Annotated in this window: 23 protein-coding genes; all 23 read right to left on the bottom strand. The window is 26.8% G+C overall.

Going from position 1 to position 17,613, the window contains the following annotated elements:
- Positions 1-44 precede the first annotated feature (44 nt).
- The 23 genes from FGL08_RS04915 to FGL08_RS04815 all read right to left on the bottom strand — a co-directional run bounded on the left by FGL08_RS04915 (position 45) and on the right by FGL08_RS04815 (position 17,596).
- Positions 45-647 carry a bacteriophage Gp15 family protein gene (locus tag FGL08_RS04915; protein WP_138209716.1) on the bottom strand — a complete coding sequence of 201 codons (603 nt, stop codon included), beginning with the start codon at positions 645-647 and terminating at the stop codon, positions 45-47.
- Positions 647-991: a DUF6673 family protein gene (locus tag FGL08_RS04910; protein WP_138209715.1), complete on the bottom strand. Its 345-nt coding sequence runs from the start codon at positions 989-991 to the stop codon at positions 647-649. The genes FGL08_RS04915 and FGL08_RS04910 overlap by 1 nt, the downstream gene beginning before the upstream one ends.
- Before the next feature lie 18 nt (positions 992-1,009).
- Positions 1,010-1,495 carry a hypothetical protein gene (locus FGL08_RS04905; protein ID WP_138209714.1) on the bottom strand — a complete coding sequence of 162 codons (486 nt, stop codon included), beginning with the start codon at positions 1,493-1,495 and terminating at the stop codon, positions 1,010-1,012.
- Between the two features lie 22 nt (positions 1,496-1,517).
- Positions 1,518-1,949, bottom strand: coding sequence for a chloramphenicol resistance protein (locus tag FGL08_RS04900; RefSeq protein WP_138209713.1), 432 nt, complete (start codon positions 1,947-1,949; stop codon positions 1,518-1,520).
- Positions 1,946-2,323: a minor capsid protein gene (locus tag FGL08_RS04895; protein WP_138209712.1), complete on the bottom strand. Its 378-nt coding sequence runs from the start codon at positions 2,321-2,323 to the stop codon at positions 1,946-1,948. Before FGL08_RS04895 ends, FGL08_RS04900 begins: the two co-directional genes overlap by 4 nt.
- Complete coding sequence (locus tag FGL08_RS04890) at positions 2,324-2,734, bottom strand: DUF6751 family protein (RefSeq protein ID WP_138209711.1); 411 nt, start codon at positions 2,732-2,734, stop codon at positions 2,324-2,326.
- Positions 2,735-2,745: 11 nt separating this feature from the next.
- The gene (locus FGL08_RS04885) at positions 2,746-3,012 is read right to left on the bottom strand and encodes a hypothetical protein (RefSeq protein WP_138209710.1); all 267 of its coding nucleotides are present in this window, start codon (positions 3,010-3,012) and stop codon (positions 2,746-2,748) included.
- A gap of 50 nt (positions 3,013-3,062) precedes the next feature.
- On the bottom strand, positions 3,063-3,893 hold the full coding sequence (locus FGL08_RS04880) for a major capsid protein (RefSeq protein WP_138209709.1): 831 nt from the start codon (positions 3,891-3,893) through the stop codon (positions 3,063-3,065).
- A 122-nt stretch (positions 3,894-4,015) separates the two neighbouring features.
- Positions 4,016-4,606 carry a DUF4355 domain-containing protein gene (locus FGL08_RS04875; protein WP_138209708.1) on the bottom strand — a complete coding sequence of 197 codons (591 nt, stop codon included), beginning with the start codon at positions 4,604-4,606 and terminating at the stop codon, positions 4,016-4,018.
- A 121-nt stretch (positions 4,607-4,727) separates the two neighbouring features.
- Entirely contained in the window at positions 4,728-5,441 is a 714-nt protein-coding gene (locus FGL08_RS04870; protein WP_138209707.1) for a minor capsid protein, read from the bottom strand.
- Positions 5,441-6,715, bottom strand: a complete 1,275-nt coding sequence (locus FGL08_RS04865) for a phage portal protein (protein WP_243117943.1) — start codon at positions 6,713-6,715, stop codon at positions 5,441-5,443. Before FGL08_RS04865 ends, FGL08_RS04870 begins: the two co-directional genes overlap by 1 nt.
- Before the next feature lie 16 nt (positions 6,716-6,731).
- A complete protein-coding gene (locus tag FGL08_RS04860; RefSeq protein WP_138209705.1) occupies positions 6,732-8,453 on the bottom strand; it encodes a terminase in 1,722 nt (573 codons plus the stop codon).
- Between the two features lie 246 nt (positions 8,454-8,699).
- Positions 8,700-9,293, bottom strand: coding sequence for a recombinase family protein (locus FGL08_RS04855; RefSeq protein WP_138209704.1), 594 nt, complete (start codon positions 9,291-9,293; stop codon positions 8,700-8,702).
- Between the two features lie 134 nt (positions 9,294-9,427).
- Positions 9,428-9,874, bottom strand: coding sequence for a helix-turn-helix domain-containing protein (locus tag FGL08_RS04850; RefSeq protein WP_138211274.1), 447 nt, complete (start codon positions 9,872-9,874; stop codon positions 9,428-9,430).
- A gap of 153 nt (positions 9,875-10,027) precedes the next feature.
- A complete protein-coding gene (locus FGL08_RS04845) occupies positions 10,028-10,570 on the bottom strand; it encodes a hypothetical protein (protein WP_138209703.1) in 543 nt (180 codons plus the stop codon).
- A 125-nt stretch (positions 10,571-10,695) separates the two neighbouring features.
- Positions 10,696-10,869 (bottom strand): hypothetical protein, encoded by a 174-nt coding sequence (locus FGL08_RS13330; protein ID WP_171011977.1) that lies wholly within the window; start codon positions 10,867-10,869, stop codon positions 10,696-10,698.
- Positions 10,862-11,089, bottom strand: coding sequence for a hypothetical protein (locus FGL08_RS04840; RefSeq protein ID WP_138209702.1), 228 nt, complete (start codon positions 11,087-11,089; stop codon positions 10,862-10,864). The genes FGL08_RS13330 and FGL08_RS04840 overlap by 8 nt, the downstream gene beginning before the upstream one ends.
- Complete coding sequence (locus FGL08_RS04835) at positions 11,089-11,457, bottom strand: DUF1064 domain-containing protein (protein ID WP_138209701.1); 369 nt, start codon at positions 11,455-11,457, stop codon at positions 11,089-11,091. Before FGL08_RS04835 ends, FGL08_RS04840 begins: the two co-directional genes overlap by 1 nt.
- Entirely contained in the window at positions 11,444-11,959 is a 516-nt protein-coding gene (locus FGL08_RS04830) for a GIY-YIG nuclease family protein (protein ID WP_138209700.1), read from the bottom strand. Before FGL08_RS04830 ends, FGL08_RS04835 begins: the two co-directional genes overlap by 14 nt.
- Before the next feature lie 199 nt (positions 11,960-12,158).
- Positions 12,159-12,437 carry an aspartate kinase gene (locus FGL08_RS04825; RefSeq protein ID WP_138209699.1) on the bottom strand — a complete coding sequence of 93 codons (279 nt, stop codon included), beginning with the start codon at positions 12,435-12,437 and terminating at the stop codon, positions 12,159-12,161.
- A gap of 621 nt (positions 12,438-13,058) precedes the next feature.
- Complete coding sequence (locus FGL08_RS04820) at positions 13,059-15,995, bottom strand: hypothetical protein (protein WP_138209698.1); 2,937 nt, start codon at positions 15,993-15,995, stop codon at positions 13,059-13,061.
- Positions 15,996-16,025: 30 nt separating this feature from the next.
- The gene (locus FGL08_RS13325) at positions 16,026-16,193 is read right to left on the bottom strand and encodes a hypothetical protein (RefSeq protein ID WP_171011976.1); all 168 of its coding nucleotides are present in this window, start codon (positions 16,191-16,193) and stop codon (positions 16,026-16,028) included.
- 152 nt (positions 16,194-16,345) lie between these two features.
- On the bottom strand, positions 16,346-17,596 hold the full coding sequence (locus tag FGL08_RS04815) for a hypothetical protein (protein ID WP_138209697.1): 1,251 nt from the start codon (positions 17,594-17,596) through the stop codon (positions 16,346-16,348).
- Positions 17,597-17,613 lie beyond the last annotated feature (17 nt).

Raw genomic sequence — 17,613 nt, 5'->3', positions numbered from 1 at the left:
CCTTTATGTAATATATTATAATTATATATCATAATATAACTTTATTACAACACCTTGCTAATATCTCCACCATTAAGTAATATTTCTTCTATTTTATTAAGCTTTTCTTTTTCATTTTTACTTATATTAGTTGGAATTTTATAAAGTTCTTTCATCTTTTTATAATAATTCTTTTGTTCTTTATCTTTTATTTTACTTAGATCCATTGCCCTATAACCCATTATTTTAACTAGCTCATTATCTTCTTTAAGACTTTTAAACATAGCTTTAAACTTCCACCAGTGTAAATACTCCATATCCTGTAGATCAACTCCATATTGATCTAAAAATGCAGAATAAATATAGTCATCATCATGCTCAAAAGAGTATATTTGAGTGACACTCTTACCCTTACCAGTACCTTTACTTTTAACTTCATTTTTACCACAACGGTAAAACCATAACATCTGTTCTATGGCTTCATTTATGTTTTGTGGTATAGTTGTATAATATAACTCTAAAGCCATGTATATTTTTTCTTCTTCTCCTATTGTAGAATCTTGCATAAGTAATTCAAAAAGAATAGAGGTGCGAAAATCACTATTAATAGCATATTCCACACCCTCTATATTTACTGTAGTAGGTAAAATATCTATAAGAATATTCATTACTTTTTAGCACGTCTACTTGCTCTATTAGGAGAATATTTATTCTGCATTTTTTCTATCTCATTTTTTTGTTCATTTATTTGTAGCATTAGCTCTTCAAAGGCTTTCAAACAAACAACTAAATTTGCTTTGTTACCAAATACTTTCTTATCAGTACCTTCTCCAAATAAAGAATTAAATACTTCAAAAATAGCATTACATTGAGTTCTTATACTTTCAGAAAAAGTTAACCCCTCTACCTCTTTTCCTATATTCTCTACTTTTTTCATAGTCTTTTCATATTTTTCTGCTACTTCTACATCAAATATATCTATATCTTGTAATTCTACTCCATTAATTTTCATATATTATCAAATCCTTTCTTACAGTATTGTTTTTGCTTTAAATCCTTCTGTAAATTTCTTAGTTTCTGTATCAAAAGTTCCTTCTATTGGATCACTAATACCTAAGAAGTTTCCAGACACACCTAATTCTCCATCATTGTCATCGAAACTATCTACAGCTATAGCTATTTTAATCATTCTCGCCCTAAATCCCTTAGTTTCGGCAGCTTGGTCTAAATCTACAATTATATATTCCGTTTCTGTTTCTTCACCTAACTTCTGTAGTTCTCCTATTTCTCTTATATAATCAATAGCTTTTTCACTTAATATTTGATCGGCATTAAAGCTTGTACCCCACTCATATCCTGTAACGGATTGTGAAGCACTAGCTTGATTTATATATCTTTTACTAGTTGTTTGTGCAGAAGGGCTTTCATTTAATTCTGTAAAACCTGTACCTAATAATTCAAAATTCTCACCTATTTTTAAATAGTTTGCTTGGATTTTTCTTTTTCTAATTGCCATTATTAAATCATTCCTTTCAAATTTATATTTTCTTCTTGTAATATTTTAATTTTAATTGTATCTGATATTGTGCAGTATCTTCTGTTACTGCAAAAGCGTATCCAGTTGTTATCACTTGCATTTTTATAGCTTCCATCCCATTATTTAATTTAGGAAATATATTATTATCATTATTATTTTCTATCCATTCTGCAAATTTCTCATAGAATCCACTATTATCTATATTTTGTAATACATTTGATCCATAAGGTTCTCTACTTGTAAATACAAAAGCATATTGTCTTATAGAATCACCATTAACGTATTTTTTTACTATAGGTTCTATTGGCACTTCTTCTATAGAATAAGTATCCGCATTAGGTTCGAGGTAGTTAATATTTACTTTTATAGCATTATTAAATTTATCTAAGTGTGGGCATTTTCTTATATAATTTCTAAGACTATCTATAATCATTTGCTCCTACCTCCTACAAATTCAGCTATTGTTTGTACTATCTTATCTCCTCTATCTGTCCAACAACGTTTATCCCAATATTTACCCCTCAATCCACCTATACTATTCCCTTGCTTTCCCATACCTACGTTTGTATAATATTGGAGTTCAGCATACGGTGCGTGGTAGATTATCCTACTAGTTTGCAACTCAACCATCATGTCTTTAAGCCTTCCTGTATCATAAGGCACATAATTATTAAAGGTTTTAGCACATTCTTGTGTAAATCTTCTTTGTGCCTTCCCATTCTTTCCTATATATCTTCTCATCAGTATTTTTTGAGTGGCATCCATTTGTATAGTTGCTTTCCCTGTCCATTTAACTAATTCCGCCATCTATACCCCCTCCACTTCCATATGTGTGTCCATTATACTTACGGATTTAACATCTATTACATCATCAAAATTTTGCTCTAAATCAGCTACCCTATAGGGTTTAACACCTGTTATTTCAAAATAAACCTCACCTTTTACAATTTTATCTCCTTGAGTAAAAGTAAAATAATTTGGTCTTTCTGGATCACTTAGTTTAGCAAATTTTTTAGGACTTATGTAATTATCCAACTTATCTATAAATATCAATGTACTATCTGCTAAGAGTAAACCTTTATCACTTACAGTGGCATGTTTCTTCCCTTGCCAATTAACACCTTTAATAACTGTTCTTTGGTATTTATCAATGTCATCTTTTGTGGAATAGTATTTGTTATATATTGTTATTGTGTCTTTTTTAAATAAAACTCCCATAATATCACCACCTAAAATAACCTAGCATAAGGTGTTGGAAGTAATAACTTAATATCTTCAGTTATAGTCCATGCTTCTGCTCCACTTTCAAAAGTTATACTTTGGTTACCTTCGGACATGGATTTAACTCCTGTAGTTTTTTTATTAGATATATTCTTAGCATTATCAATCAATTGCTCTATAGCTAAATCAAAATTTTCTAATATGTATTCATCTGTAAAATCTTTATTAAGATAATTTCTAATTAAATTTATTGCTTTTCTTTGTTCTTTAGTCATTATTATTCCCCCTTCATTAAAATAAGAGGGAAATTAATCCCTCTATGTTATTAAACTATTGATTTTTGTTGTACTGTTAAACAAGCTAAAGCATCTGGCTGTACTACTTTAGCACCATATACATATAATCCTTTACAAGCATCAGAAAAACTCTTTTCAGGTCTATATGCTTCTATTTCTGTTACTTGTCCAGCGAAAGAAATAGCCATATCAGTTCCAGCCATAATAGAATATTTTCCAGTTGTTACAGGTACATTGTTAGACATTCTTAATTCAAATCCACTAACTGTAGCACCTTCGACAACCCCATTTTCTAATATCTTATATTCCTTTGTAAATCTCGGATCTTTTGCTAATAATCCTAAATAAAATGCTGGTAATATAGCAAATCTACCTGCCCTTGGTACATTATTCTCATCAAGTTTAACTCCCAAATCTACTAAAGTATCATAAGCATTTGCTACTGTTACATCAACAGGTGCAGAAGCTGAACCCATTTTTATCTTAGCATCTTTTACAAATGCTGCTATGTATTTGTCTATTATATCTTGTATAGCTATTGATGCCCTATCCATTCCTTTATCTACTAGAGCCACATTACCTTGAGCCTTATCCACATCATCTACCTTAAAGTTAAAATACTTAGCCTGGTCTATTGTAAGTATTGTTTGTGTAGAAGTTAATTCCTCTGGGTCTTCTATAGTGCCTTTATAATCTTTAACTGTTACATTTCCCATCTGATTAATTTTAACAGTATCACCAAACTTCTTAATTTCACCTTCATAATCTCTATTTACAGCTCCAGCATAAACAAAGTTCTTATCTAAGTTAGCAAGTAGTCTAGCACTCCATATTTGTGGTATAAAATTTTTAACTGACATATATATTACCTCTTTCTTTTTTCAAATATAGTAGTTGTTTTTCTTTAATGTCTAATTCAAACTTTTAAAAAGACAATAAAAAATAGCTAGTAGGCTTTGTATCATTTCAAGTCCTTCACTAACTATTTAATACTTTTTATTTGTTCCCAATTTTTATTTATTTCTTCTGGTGTCATATTTTTTAAATCTTCCATAGAATATGTTTTAGCAATTTCTGTTTTTGGTGGTGTATATCCACCCTTTAATCTTTCCTGTACTTGTTTTTCTACAGCACTAGAGAAATATTCTTCAAAAGTTTTTATATTTTCCATACAAGTTTCAGCATTTTCACCTATCAGATATTTACTAAAATCTGTAGGTAAATTTTTATTAGTTAATTCTTTTATAACCTGTAATTCTAATTGTTGTTTTAAGAAAGATTTTCTTTCCTCTTCAAACTTTTGTTTTTCTTTTTCAAATTCAGCCTTGGCTCTTTCTTCTGCACTCATTTTTGCAAGTCTTTCAGCTTCTACTTTTTCTTCATCTGCTTTTTTTCTTTCTCTTTCCAAACGTTTAGAAATTATTTTTTCTAATTCTTCTTGTGTAAATATCTTTTCCTTAGTTGTTTCTGTTTTATCTGTAGCTACATCTGTTTTAGTAGTTTCCTTAGAATCTACTGCACTAGATTCATTTGTGTTATTATCTATATTTTCCATTATTTTATTGTCTTCCATTATTTAACCTCCATTTTTAAAGTCTTTGTAGACTATATACTTTATCCATGTTATTTTTTAGCGTCTTTAACAAGTAAAAAGACAAAATAAAAAAGTCTTATTTTAAGACTTAGATTTATAATTATTCTTCTATAGTATAGAAACATCGGCATAGCGGATGTCTTGGTAATTCTATTTCTTTCCCAAAATCATATACATTTCCATCATATTTACTACAATCATCACAAGTTCTATTATCTAAAGTAGCATTATATCTTAATTTTTTAACACCTGTTTCCTCGCAGAACCTAGTAAACGCTTCATTAGAACATCTATTAACTTCTGTTTCCACAAGTCTTTTAGCACTGTAAACATTGGTATTAAATGTTTTTTCAATCTCTTTTTTAATCTTATTTACATTTATTTTTCCATTAAGAAATCTATCTATTTCCTTATGTAGTTTCTTAGCAACTTCTTGCTCATTTTCCCATACTCTTTTAGAAAAATGTTTTCCTTTAAAACTTTTATCTATAACCTTTTTAACATCTTTTTGTTTAGCATTATAATTATAAAAATCACAAGTCTTTTTTACTGTATTATCCAATATATCTTTTATAACTTTATTTTGTGTTTTAGCTTGTCCTCTAGTCATATTTATTATTATTGTAGATAATTTAGCATATTCTTTATTTCTCTCCTTAGATGTCATATTCATTACATTGTCGAGAATAGTGTAAGTTAGCATTATTAAAGCTATATCTTGGAGTAGTTCATCTCTATTTTTCTTCTGCTCTTTATAGACCTCCTCAATTTCATTTTCATATAAACTTAGCATAAATTCTTCTTCTCTAGTCATTATTCTTCACCTTCATCAAAGATATTTTCTAAACTCATAGGTAGTAAGTTCTTGTTTTCTTCCTCAATTTGCTTAATTTCAGCATCAGCATTTTCAACAAAACTTAGCTGGCTTAATCCTGTTTTCAAACTAATCTTGTCACCCAATTGAGAAATAATTTGACTCATCATTAAGTCATCAGAAGGTATTACACTATTAAATTTAATAGCGATATTTCTATAATCATAATCTTTATTTTTCAATATTTTTAAATATATAAATAAGAATTTAATTCTACTAACTATTACATTCATTAAAGCTTTATTATTAAGCTTAGTTTTCTGTTCAAGATTAATTAATCTACTTCTCAAAGCTAAGCTTGAAGTATTCGATTGCATTTTTTCTTGATTATTAATATGAAAACTTAATTGATACATTTTATCTTCTAAAGTTTCTAACATTAATTTCTGATATTCTGCATTAAGATTTTTTAACAACCAATCTAAATCTGATTCCTTACCCTTAGGCAAATTAGCAAATCTATATTTTTTTAAATATTCAATTTGTTCTGGATCTAACTGAAATCCCTTGCCTTTTAATATAGCCGCTCTAGTATTAGTTATTTCATTAACTCCATCACTTCCTATGATTGAATAACCATCTTGAATTTGAACTATATCATTAAATAATGTATCATTTTCTAATTCTTCACTTAATATTCCGAGTGATACGGGTACTTGCCCAAATATATGTGTATCAGCTTTTCTTATTGTGTTAAAATCTTCGTCAAAATGTAATATTTCATTATCTGTATAAATATCAATATATGTTTTATCATCAAATTTAAGTTTGTACGCATGAAGAAAATATAATATATTACCAAAATCATCTGTATAAGCATATCCATTACGAGGTGTTATTACTTTAGCATTAAATTGTCCATTTTTATCAATGTAGTACAACTCATATACTGTACTGTAAAGTAACATATTTTTCATGAGTTGTGTATCATGGTTTTTATCCCAATGATATGTATAATAATCTATTTCTTGTATTATATTATCATCATTGGTTTTGCTAATATATCCTATAGGAGTTCCCACACTATAACTAACCTCTTCTTTTATAAATTTCTTTAAATAGTTAAAATTCATTTTATGACTTTCTTGATATTCCATAGCACTATATTTCCTTATAGCATCAGAGTCTCCAATATAATATTGATACATTTTATCATATTTGTTTTTATTTAATTTAAAATCTTCATAGCATTTTTTTAATAATTCTATATCCAAAATATCACCTACTTTCTTATAATCCTAGTTTTCTAATATCAAATATCTGTAGTTTTCCTATAATTTCTATCGTGTCTAATCTAATAACACATTCAGCAGTAGTATCAGCACCATCGTCATGGATACTGTACTTTTGACCAGAAAAATCTAATATTTGTTGTATAAACTCTTTATTGTTATCTACAAATATTACTTGTCCACTATTAACAGAATCTAGAATACTACTTATTTTATTGTCCTTGTTTTTTCTTTGCATTTCATTTATAAACTCTATTTCTCTACCTTGTAATTCTTCATCATTTTCTATTATTTCTTTAATTTTTATTAAATCAGCACCTTGATATGTATTCTTTTCTATGTATACATGAGTTATATCTTCATACAGTTTTATCAGTTCAACTACTTTTTTACAATAATTATCAAAATTAAGTTTGTCTAATATTAATTCTCTCATATACTTAAATCCATTTTCAGCACCAGAACCAACTACCATAGCAGTATAGTCGCTTTTTGCTTTAGTTGTGCTTGCTGGGTCTACACACAACATAGTTTTAATAAATGTATTATCTTCTACCTGTTCTTTTGGTTGAGTTCTAACTGACTTAAACCATTTTTCACCTATATTTTGACAATCACACATTAATTCTTGCATAAAAGCCGTTCTTTTAGTGAAATATTTCTGTGCTAATTCATCACAGTTATATTTTTCCCATATAGTTGGGAATTCCATTTCTTTTTTATTTTCTATATAATATTCTTTTAACATTATATCTTTATTTTCTTTATCTATTTTAGTATTGTTAAGTATTTTCTTATAATGTTGCCAACATTTATTATTCTCAAAACAATCATCTATATCAAAATTAACAACTTTTCTATGAAATACTTTAAATGTAGTATCTTCTTTAACTGTATTTATAAAGCAATCTGGAGCAAGTGGAGTTCCAATTACTAAGAATTTAGTACCACTTTTTATCTTTTTACCTCTTCTTATTACTTCTGTATCTCCTACTTCTATTATTTCTTTATAATACTTGTTTAATACTTTTTCTTTAGCATTATCTGATAATATATCATCTTCACTAAGCACATCATCACACAAAACACATGAAGGTCTGAATATTCCATCTTTACACCCATAAGTAGTACCTCTAACAGAACTGCCCCATGAAAAAGCTTGTATTTTAGTATTATTAGTTAATTCTATTTCCTGCTTATTTACTGTTCTATTCCTTCTATCTATTAATTTTCCAAATGCCTTAGTAACAATAGAATTTTCTAACATCTTTCTTGTATCTGCTATAAATTGCTCTGCATCTGATTCTTTATTACCAATTACAATTGTATATCTACTCTTCTTGTAACAATGTAAATAACAACTCAATGCCTTATTAATAATAGTAGATTTGCTACAACCACGTGGAAGTATAAATTCTTCTCTATCATATAAATCTTTGTAAAACATTTTATTCAACTCTTCCCAAATATCTAAATGCACTGGTGCTAGGTTACGTGCCTGATTGTCGGATTTAGGTACAAAAGTATCTTGTAGGAAATATAAACAAAAGAATGCTATATCTTTTTGTCCTAAAGCGATTGCTATTTTATTTAACTTATCCATATTATTTTTAATTGTTTTAATTGCATTGTTTTCTCCATAATGTTTAGACAAGTATTTATAGAGAATATATGTGTTGTATTCTGCTTGTGTAAATTCTTTATTATCGTAATATACCATTTATACCACCTCCTATGAATGGCTTAGTTGTGTAAGTAAATAGGCTTAATATTAAAAGTAATAGCTTATTTGAGTAGTTATAAGAAAAGAGTTGTAATAATGCTTGTAAATAGGGATAGTTAAGGTGTATTAATATAAGGTCGAAAGTATAAAAATATAATAAAATTTTATATGACTTACCAACACGTTTACTTTTTTTTTAAATTTAGAACCATACCCCCCCTATATATAACAAAAGAAGATAGATTATTTATCTACCTTCCTCTTTCTCTGCTCTCTTATTAATGTACTCTTACTTATATCAGTTATCTCTTCTACTTCATGATAACTATACTTACCACCATTAATACTTAACATACTCAAAGCGTTATCTATTTGTTTCTTAGTATACTTCTTAGGTCTACCTTCTTTAAATCCCTCTTTACTCTTAGCTATAGCCTTACCTGTTTGAGTACGTTCTACTATCATATTTCTTTCGAACTCTGCAAAGGCTAATAGATTAGTTATTATTAATCTACCCATAGGTGTATCTTCTATTAACCCCATATTAAGTAAGTGTATCTTAATACCTTTGTTCATTAATATATCTATTAGCTCTAATCCTTCTTTTGTAGTCCTACAGAATCTATCTAACTTAGTACATACTAATGTATCTCCTACATTAAGTTGTTCTATTACTTTATTAAATATAGGTCTATTAGTTTTAGTACCCGTGAATTGTTCTCTGTATATAATAGAATTACTGTATCTTTCTTTTATTTCCTTCTCTTGTTGATCTAAACTATTATTATCTAATTGCCCTTTTGTACTTACTCTTGCATAACCATATATTTTACTCATTTTCATAACCTCACTTTTGATTATAAGTATTGACACCTTTCTATACATTGATTATACATAATGTCTTTACTGGTGTCAATACTTAAAAGTTATGACTATGAATACAATAAAATTTTGCTTTTATTACAATATTATTACTTAGCTTTCTTCTTAGGTAACTCTACTATATTATCATTTTTAGTATCTATTGTTTCATCGATTAAGTTATCTAAGTTAATGAAGTCTTCCTTCTTATCCTTATCTTCTGTTATATCTTGTGTCTTATTAGTTGGAGTACCTACAAGCCTATTAATAGCATACACACAAGCATCTAATGAAGTTTTTTCACTATCACTTTTTAAAGCTATATCAATCAGTCTATTCATTATAGGCTCTATATTCATGGAAATTTTTTCATCCACCTTAGATTTCAGGAGTTGGACGTTTCTGTCCACTTCAACCTTAAACCAATCTTCTTTTAACCATCTCTGTATTGTCTTAACATTAACATTAACTTTTTTCGCTGTTTTAACTTGACTTTCACCATTTGATAATAAATATGCTGCCTTTAATTGTGCTTCTGTCAACACTCTTTCTTCCATCAATTTTCACCTCACTTTACACGTCTTACTGTCTTCTTTTGTCAAGGTAAATTGCTTGACATTATAAGTAATAAAATTAAAAGCACCTATATTTTAGATGCTTTTAAATAAATTTATTTGATTTGTTTATTTAAAAAAAATAAGACCAACTTATTAGTGAGTCTTATTCTCTATAGTTTCTATATTTTTGTTTTTATAATCTGTTTCATATTCATTAATTGCATTTATCATCTCGTCATACATTTTTTGTGCGTTTTGGTAACTTTCAGTTGGTTGAATTACAATCGTTCTTTCAGTATTATTATAATTAATTTTCATAGTAACATAGTTGCTTACTACCAACTTGTCTTCCCCTACAGTACCTGCTAGTCCAAACATAAATATCTTACCCGAAGACACTTGATTTCTAAGTTCGTGTTCACTTTGAATCTCCACACTTAACACATCTTCATAATTTATTTTTTTAATTGCTTTATAATTTTCATTGAATGTAAAATGTAAACCATCAGTTTTTAACATAATATATAATTTTATGCCACCAGCTACATCAGGTAATCCACCTAAATATTTACCATGAACACCACCTAGTATTCCCATTTCTCTCAACTTTTTCTTTTCTTTTTCTGGATCAATAATTAAACTTAAAAATATCATAAATAAAAAAAAACACATAATAATCACTACAAGTGTAGTCATTTCCCATCTCTCCCTATATAAAATATTTAGCATAATACATAATTAATAATAAATTAAATAAAATTAACAATATAATTGAATATTACACTTTTATACAATATTCTATATCAATTTCCTAAATCCTTCTATAAAACAACATCTTTACCTTTTTTATCTCTTATTTTCTCTAACTCTTCTACAGAATTAACTATATTAACATTCTCTATATTTTCTATATGTATTGTTTTTTGTTTATATATTATTTCCTTTATCTCGTTTAAATCATTTTTTAATTCTTTTAATGTTTCTATGCTATCCATTTTGTTTCCTGATTCCTTTTAGTCTATATATTACATCTTTTATATTCATTCCTTTATTTGTCATCTCTATTGCCAATGCTATCTTTAAAGGATCTTTAAATAATATTCTATCATCTTCCAGTTCCTTTAAAGTTTTTATACTTACCTTACCCTTTATTATTAATTCTTTTTCTAATTCACTTAACTCTTCCAGTTCTTTTAATGTTTCTATGCTATCCATTATAAAACCACCTTCCATTCTCCTCTAATCTTTCTTACACACTTAAAATCTATATCCTTATATTTACTCAACAGCATTTTTCTCTTAATTTTAAATACATCCGTAACTGTGCCTTTAACATCTATTACTTCTGTATGCCCATCTTTATAAGCTACTCTAAAATCTGCCTTATACTTTATAGATCTTATTGTTTTATTTCCATACTTAAATTTTTCTTGTAATAAAAAGACTGGCTGCAGCTCTATATCGGCTACAACCCCATCTTCTTTTAAACCTAATATGTATATGTAATAATCTCTTTCCATTTTAGAAGCAAATTTGATTCCATTATATATAACTTTTTTGTTATTGTATTTAGATTTGTACATGTTTCCACTTCCTACCTGATTTAATATTATAAAGAAAACTTGTACTAATACAATACTGTTTAGCTATTTGCTTAATACTTATACCTTTCTCAATTAGCATTTTTATTTGTCTTATATCTTCCTCTTTCAATCTACATCTAGGATTATTCTCTCCCCTTTGTGCTATACACATTTTACTTGTATCCTTAACTTTTATGTTATGATTTCCACCATGTTTCTGTTTATTAATTAATGTCCAGCCATCAATTCTTTCTATATGTTTAATCCACCAATCTTCTCTTTCCTTTAATTCCTCTTCTGTACATTTTTCTAATATTGTATACTTTATTCTATTCTTATCCTTGTCATATGCTTCTTGTAATTCTTTGTAACTATGTTCACCATTCTTTAAAAAACTACTATGATTACTCCATCTTCTAGCTATATCGCTAGATTGTCCACAATAGATCTTTCCTGTTTTATCATCTACAATTCCATAAATTCCTATTACATTCGTTTTCATTTTTAATCAAATCCTTTCTTAATTTTTGTATTAAAAAAGAACTTGACCGAAACAAGGTTTATACTCCTACGTTTCGTAGTTCTATTTATTTTTTCTGATTACCTCTTGTAATCTATGTTTATGTGTGTTATGATATTTATGTAGTAATATACTTATTTTTAAATAAAAAAATATTAATTATATATAAGTAAAGTTGACCTTACATTTGTACTCCATATTCGCCAATCCAAATTGAATCAATTTCTTCATATTTTCCTTCTTTTATTTCTATGTATATTCCTTCCATTGTCATTTCATCTCGTATAAACTCTGTACTTTTTATATCTTCTATACTGCACACTGTACAACAACTATAATCTACCAAATCTAATTGTATTAACTCATTTTTGTGTAAAAAATATAAATATCCTCCACCTAATTCCTCTTTATTGAATTTCTTTAATATTTTTTCTAATTCTTTTCTTTGTACCATTTTCATTTCTATTACCTCTTTCCACTTTTTTATTTAGCATATAATCTCTTATACACTTTTAACAAGCTCCACAAAATTTAACATATAACAAAACCACCTACATAAGTAAGTGGCTCTATATACGCTAAATAGGGATGTGGAGTCCCTTAAAAATGTATAGTATTACTTCTCTCCTTCATCGATTCTAATTAAATATTGGTGTACACCGTGTACACCTGTTGTCGATTTTAGGTAAACAACTAAGCGTCCGAGATTTCTTAGTCGCTTTATAGGAGGATTGGGGGAGCTATGTCAACTTCCCCGTATTAATTATGAATAAAAAATTATAATAAATAATTAAAATAATTAAAAGTTTTTATTGACTTATTAATTTTAAGTGTGTTATACTATAATTTTATAGTATTTTTATTTTAAAAAAATATATATGGCTACTCTCACTCGCCAATTAATCTCTGTCTTGTAGTTTTTAGATATTACACAACTACAACTTAGTTTTAAATCTATTCAGATTAGGAGATTATCTTCTCTCCCCTCCCATATAGAGTGAAATCCACTAAATTAATATGTAGTTTTTTTATTGTATTATCAAGGAAATTTTTTAATCATATAAATAAGTCGTGCATTTTTTTATAATTTTTTATATTTAACTTCATATAAATCTATATCTCCATTTTCAGATCTATAAATTGTACTAGTACAAGCCTTAACTATAAAACTGCTTAAAAACTGTACTGTATCTAACTCATATAGATGTCTTAAAGTTCCTCTCCCAATTCTCACAAATTTTATATCATTTCTATTGTCTTTATTAAATTGTTCTTTTAACATTTCTATTTCCTCTTTTCGATTAACCTTTTTTAAATCTTTAATTTGTTTCTTTAATACTTTCCTATTTTCATCCAATTCCTTAATACTCTTACTTAATCTTTTTATAATAGTATATACAGTTACTTTATTTAGTGTAGATTTATCAAATTTTTCTTTTAAATCAGATTTAATCTCTTGTACTTGTCTATATTTTTCTTTTCCTTCTAGTTTATCATCTTTATATACTTTACTTATTGCAAGCTGTTCTTCTGCAACCAACCCCGTAAATTTAGATATTTTCTTTCTATCTGCATCATTCATTTTTTGTTTAATAAGCAAACTTTTTAAGTCTATTGTATTGTTATAATTTTCTTTTCTATTAATTTTGTTTATTATTTCTGCTAAGTAATCCATTCCAGTATTATATTTTTCCCACTTATAATCCTTACCACCATCAAGGTATTTAAAGAAAAATGGTCTAGTTTTTTCTGGCAAATACTCTTTAGCTCTTATCTTATCTAATTCTTTTTTAACATTTACAGGACTGGATTTTTTCGCCGAATCTATAACAATACAAGATAATACATTAAGATTAGATATATCTTTATATAACTCTAATAATTCTTCTTCTAATTTTTTTCTTGTTAATAAATCTTTCTTTATTAATTCTTCACCATGATATTTCTTATCCCAATAAACACTATTTAACATTTGTACTAGATTAATAACCTCTCCTATTTTCCCTTCTGCACATTTTATATCTGTATCGGTTAAATATTTTGGATTATAACTTCTATCTATTTTTGTTTTTGGCGTAAAATCTGTACTTACTAAAAATCTTTTAATAGTTTTACCGTTTACAATTATATCTTCATTTAATTCTTTACATTTCCTAACAAGTAATTTATTATTTGTAATAAGACAAGTATCCCCATCAAAATCCATAGAACTTTCAAGTTCCATGATATTCCAACCTATTGAAGATATAAAAATTACATTGTCTGTAGGATTAAAATATTTATTAATTAATTTATTTGGTTTATTTTTCATAACTGTAACATTACTCATAGTTGGTTGTGGACTTCTTACGGCTAATATATCTTCATCTGCATTATATTTCTTACAGTAACATTCACTCTGTTGTAATGTTTCGCTAACACCATTAAATTGACCTATGCTAGCTAATAAGTATTCATATGGATTATTTACAACTACACTATATGTACCATCTACTAACACATGTCCTTTTTTAACATTTTTTATATAATTATTAATAATTTCTTCTCTAAACTTCTTACATATTTTAGTATTTATAAAATCTTCATTGATTTTTAGCATATTAAGTACAAATTCTGAATTACTTTTAAAATCCTCTAATTCTGTTGTATTTACATCATTGTCAATTTCATCTTCTAATATTTCCTGTAATGTTCCATCTTTTAATAATCCTAAATGCAATTTGAATACAGATACATCATTTTTAAGAAAATTAATATAATTCTTGGTCGGTTCTAAAAACTGTTCCATTTCTTCTTTTGTAAGTCCTAAGGTATTAAGTAGTTGATAATGTGTACTAGCCATGTTATTAAAATTATGATGTTGTCCTTTATCTGTCTTACATATTCCCCATGTATCTAAAGCTATATTACACCAATCTGTAAATGTTTTAGTTTTATCCTTTAAATATTTTATGCTGCTCTTAGTCGTTATTAATTTTATATCCTTTATATCTGTAGCTAATGTCTGTCCATTTAATTGTTCTATATCTGTAATATTATTATCCTCAAAAAACTGTTGTATATCTGTATTTATTCCTATACCTTTATAAAATCTATTTCTAAGTTGCATAATTGCCTTATCTTCTAATCCTTTTTCTATAAATATAGATTTATCTAGTAAAGCTTCTCCATCTGTTAATGTATTAGTTATTTCTTTTTCAGACACATCTGTATGTAAATCCCCACTAATAATATTTCCTTTATTATCTTTAACTTGATTTGTTAATTCTGTAGCCATTACTGTATCTTTAAATGTACTTTCTATATCATCTATTAATAATACGTTTTTAGGATTTAATATAAATGTATCTGTAATACTTGTAGCTATTAGGGATATATAAGCTTCAAGACTTGGTAAATCTAAATCATTTTTATCTTTATACTTAATTCCTGCCATACAATATTCTATAATATCATTATAATATTTTTCATTTACAAAATTCACTTTTCCATTTCTAGCTGATCCAGAACTTCTATATAATCTTACATATTTAGTTTCTACACCATTAACATTAAGAGTAAATCCATCTTTATATAATTTTTCTCTTAATTCTTTAGTGCTTATTTTACTATTATCTCTTTTTTCTTTTAATATTTTAATTTTATTTGTAATATTATCTCTTTTTTCTTTATTAGCTTTTATATTTTTAATTGTTCTTTTTTCTTTATATAATTCTTCTATTTCATTTTTAATTTCTTCTAATTCTTCATCTTCCCATGAATAATTAAAATTTACTGTAATTATATCATTGCTGTAATATCTTTGTTTTTTATTATCATATTTAATAAATTTCTTGTGATTTTCTTTTAAATATATAGTTAATAAACTATAATCCATGCTACCTTTATATCTTCTGTATACTCTCTTTTTTTCCTCATACAACTTATCTATATCCTTTTTCGCTGTTTTATCTACTACATAACCCACTTTTAATAAATCTTTAGCTTGTACATTTAAAATCATCACATTTTTATTCATATATAATTCCCCTTTCGATATTGATTTGATTTATTTTCTTGTTATTTCTGTTAGATCATTGAGTAATTCTTCTGTTTCTATAAAACAAAATACAGAAAACGTCTTTACTTCTCTATTTGGCTCTGTGTAAATTAATTTATGTCCTTTACCAATTAATCCTAAAGCAATTTCCCTTTTAAATATTTTTTTAATTTTCATATATTGACATCCCCTTCACATTTGATATTTTTTATTTTATCCTCTGATAAATATGTATAGTTTAAAACAATTTTTTATCTTTTTAAACCGTTCACCTTTTTAAAAGTCCTATTATATATATACTTATAGGGAGGTTTAAAATAGTGAACGGTTTAGATTTTTACTAAAAGTTTATTGATATCTTCTTCATCTTTTATTTTCAAATCCTGAATTTTTGTTCTTCTTACATCTTCTCTAATACTGATAGCTTTTAAATCTATTAAATTAGCATTCAATTTAGAATTGTCTTGTATATAGTTTTCTGATGCTCTTCTTATTAATCTTTCGTCTTTAATTTTCCCAAACATCTTTTCAGCTTCTACTCTTGATTTAGCTTGTTTTTTGGTAACATTATTATGTATTCTGTTATTTATACCTTTATTTAATATGTTCTGTTGATTTTTTCTATTATCATCTTCTAATTCAAAATCATATATCTCTTCTACAATCTCATATATATGTTCCTCATTAAAAAGAATTTTGTAACTTTTATAGTAAAATGCTATACCCAGTTCTTTTAAAACTATTTCATTTACTTTATTCATAAATTCATCCCATAAGCCATAAGCAATAAGCTTTCCTTTATTGTCAAATCCCATTTCCTTTAATGCTTCTCTTTCTGTGAAAAGTATAAATGTTTTTTCATCATCTGTTGCTTCTCTATGATCGATTAATACTCTTTCATCAGCTACATATTTATAATCAACTACTTCTTCACCATATTTATCTCTATGTATAATTTTTACTATTTTATTATTCTGTTCACATTCCCCTATTGCTATAGTTTCCGCAACGGTTGTTTCTCTTGACCATAATATCAATGATTGTTTTTCTAAATTCTTTAATGCAGTTTCTAAATTGCTTTCTAACATACTGCTCGTACTGTCATACCATTCTTGTACTGTTGCCTTTTCCACACTCATAAATTTACTTAGTTTCGGTATTCTTTGTTTGCAAAATGCATAATTCTCATTTACCATTTTTAAAGTTCTCAATAATACATGCTTAGATAAAAATACCTTCCCGCAACCTTCTTGAGTCAATAAATCTAATATTAATTTTTCTATGTTTTTAATATATTCAGCAGTATTGTTACCATGACTATTAGGATTTAATCCAGTATTACCAGTTTTTCTTCCATCTACCTTTTCTTTTACTTCTTCATAAAACTCTGTGATGATAAATTTTTGTCCCTTTGGGTTTGGTTTGTAGAAATAGAAATATCTCTTCCAATCTTCTAATTGTAATATCCTACTTTTCCCACGACACCTATATTCCTCTTCTAATTCCTCACATATTTCTTTATACTTCCATTCTTTATTTTTATTTTTAAGCCATTGATTTTTTAAATTTTCTATATTCATATTTATCAACATTCCTT

The sequence above is a fragment of the Hathewaya histolytica genome, from assembly GCF_901482605.1.
GTDB classification, from domain to species: Bacteria; Bacillota; Clostridia; order Clostridiales; family Clostridiaceae; genus Hathewaya; species Hathewaya histolytica.
Note: the sequence above shows the minus strand (reverse complement) of the source record. Positions and strands in the feature narration are given on the sequence as shown.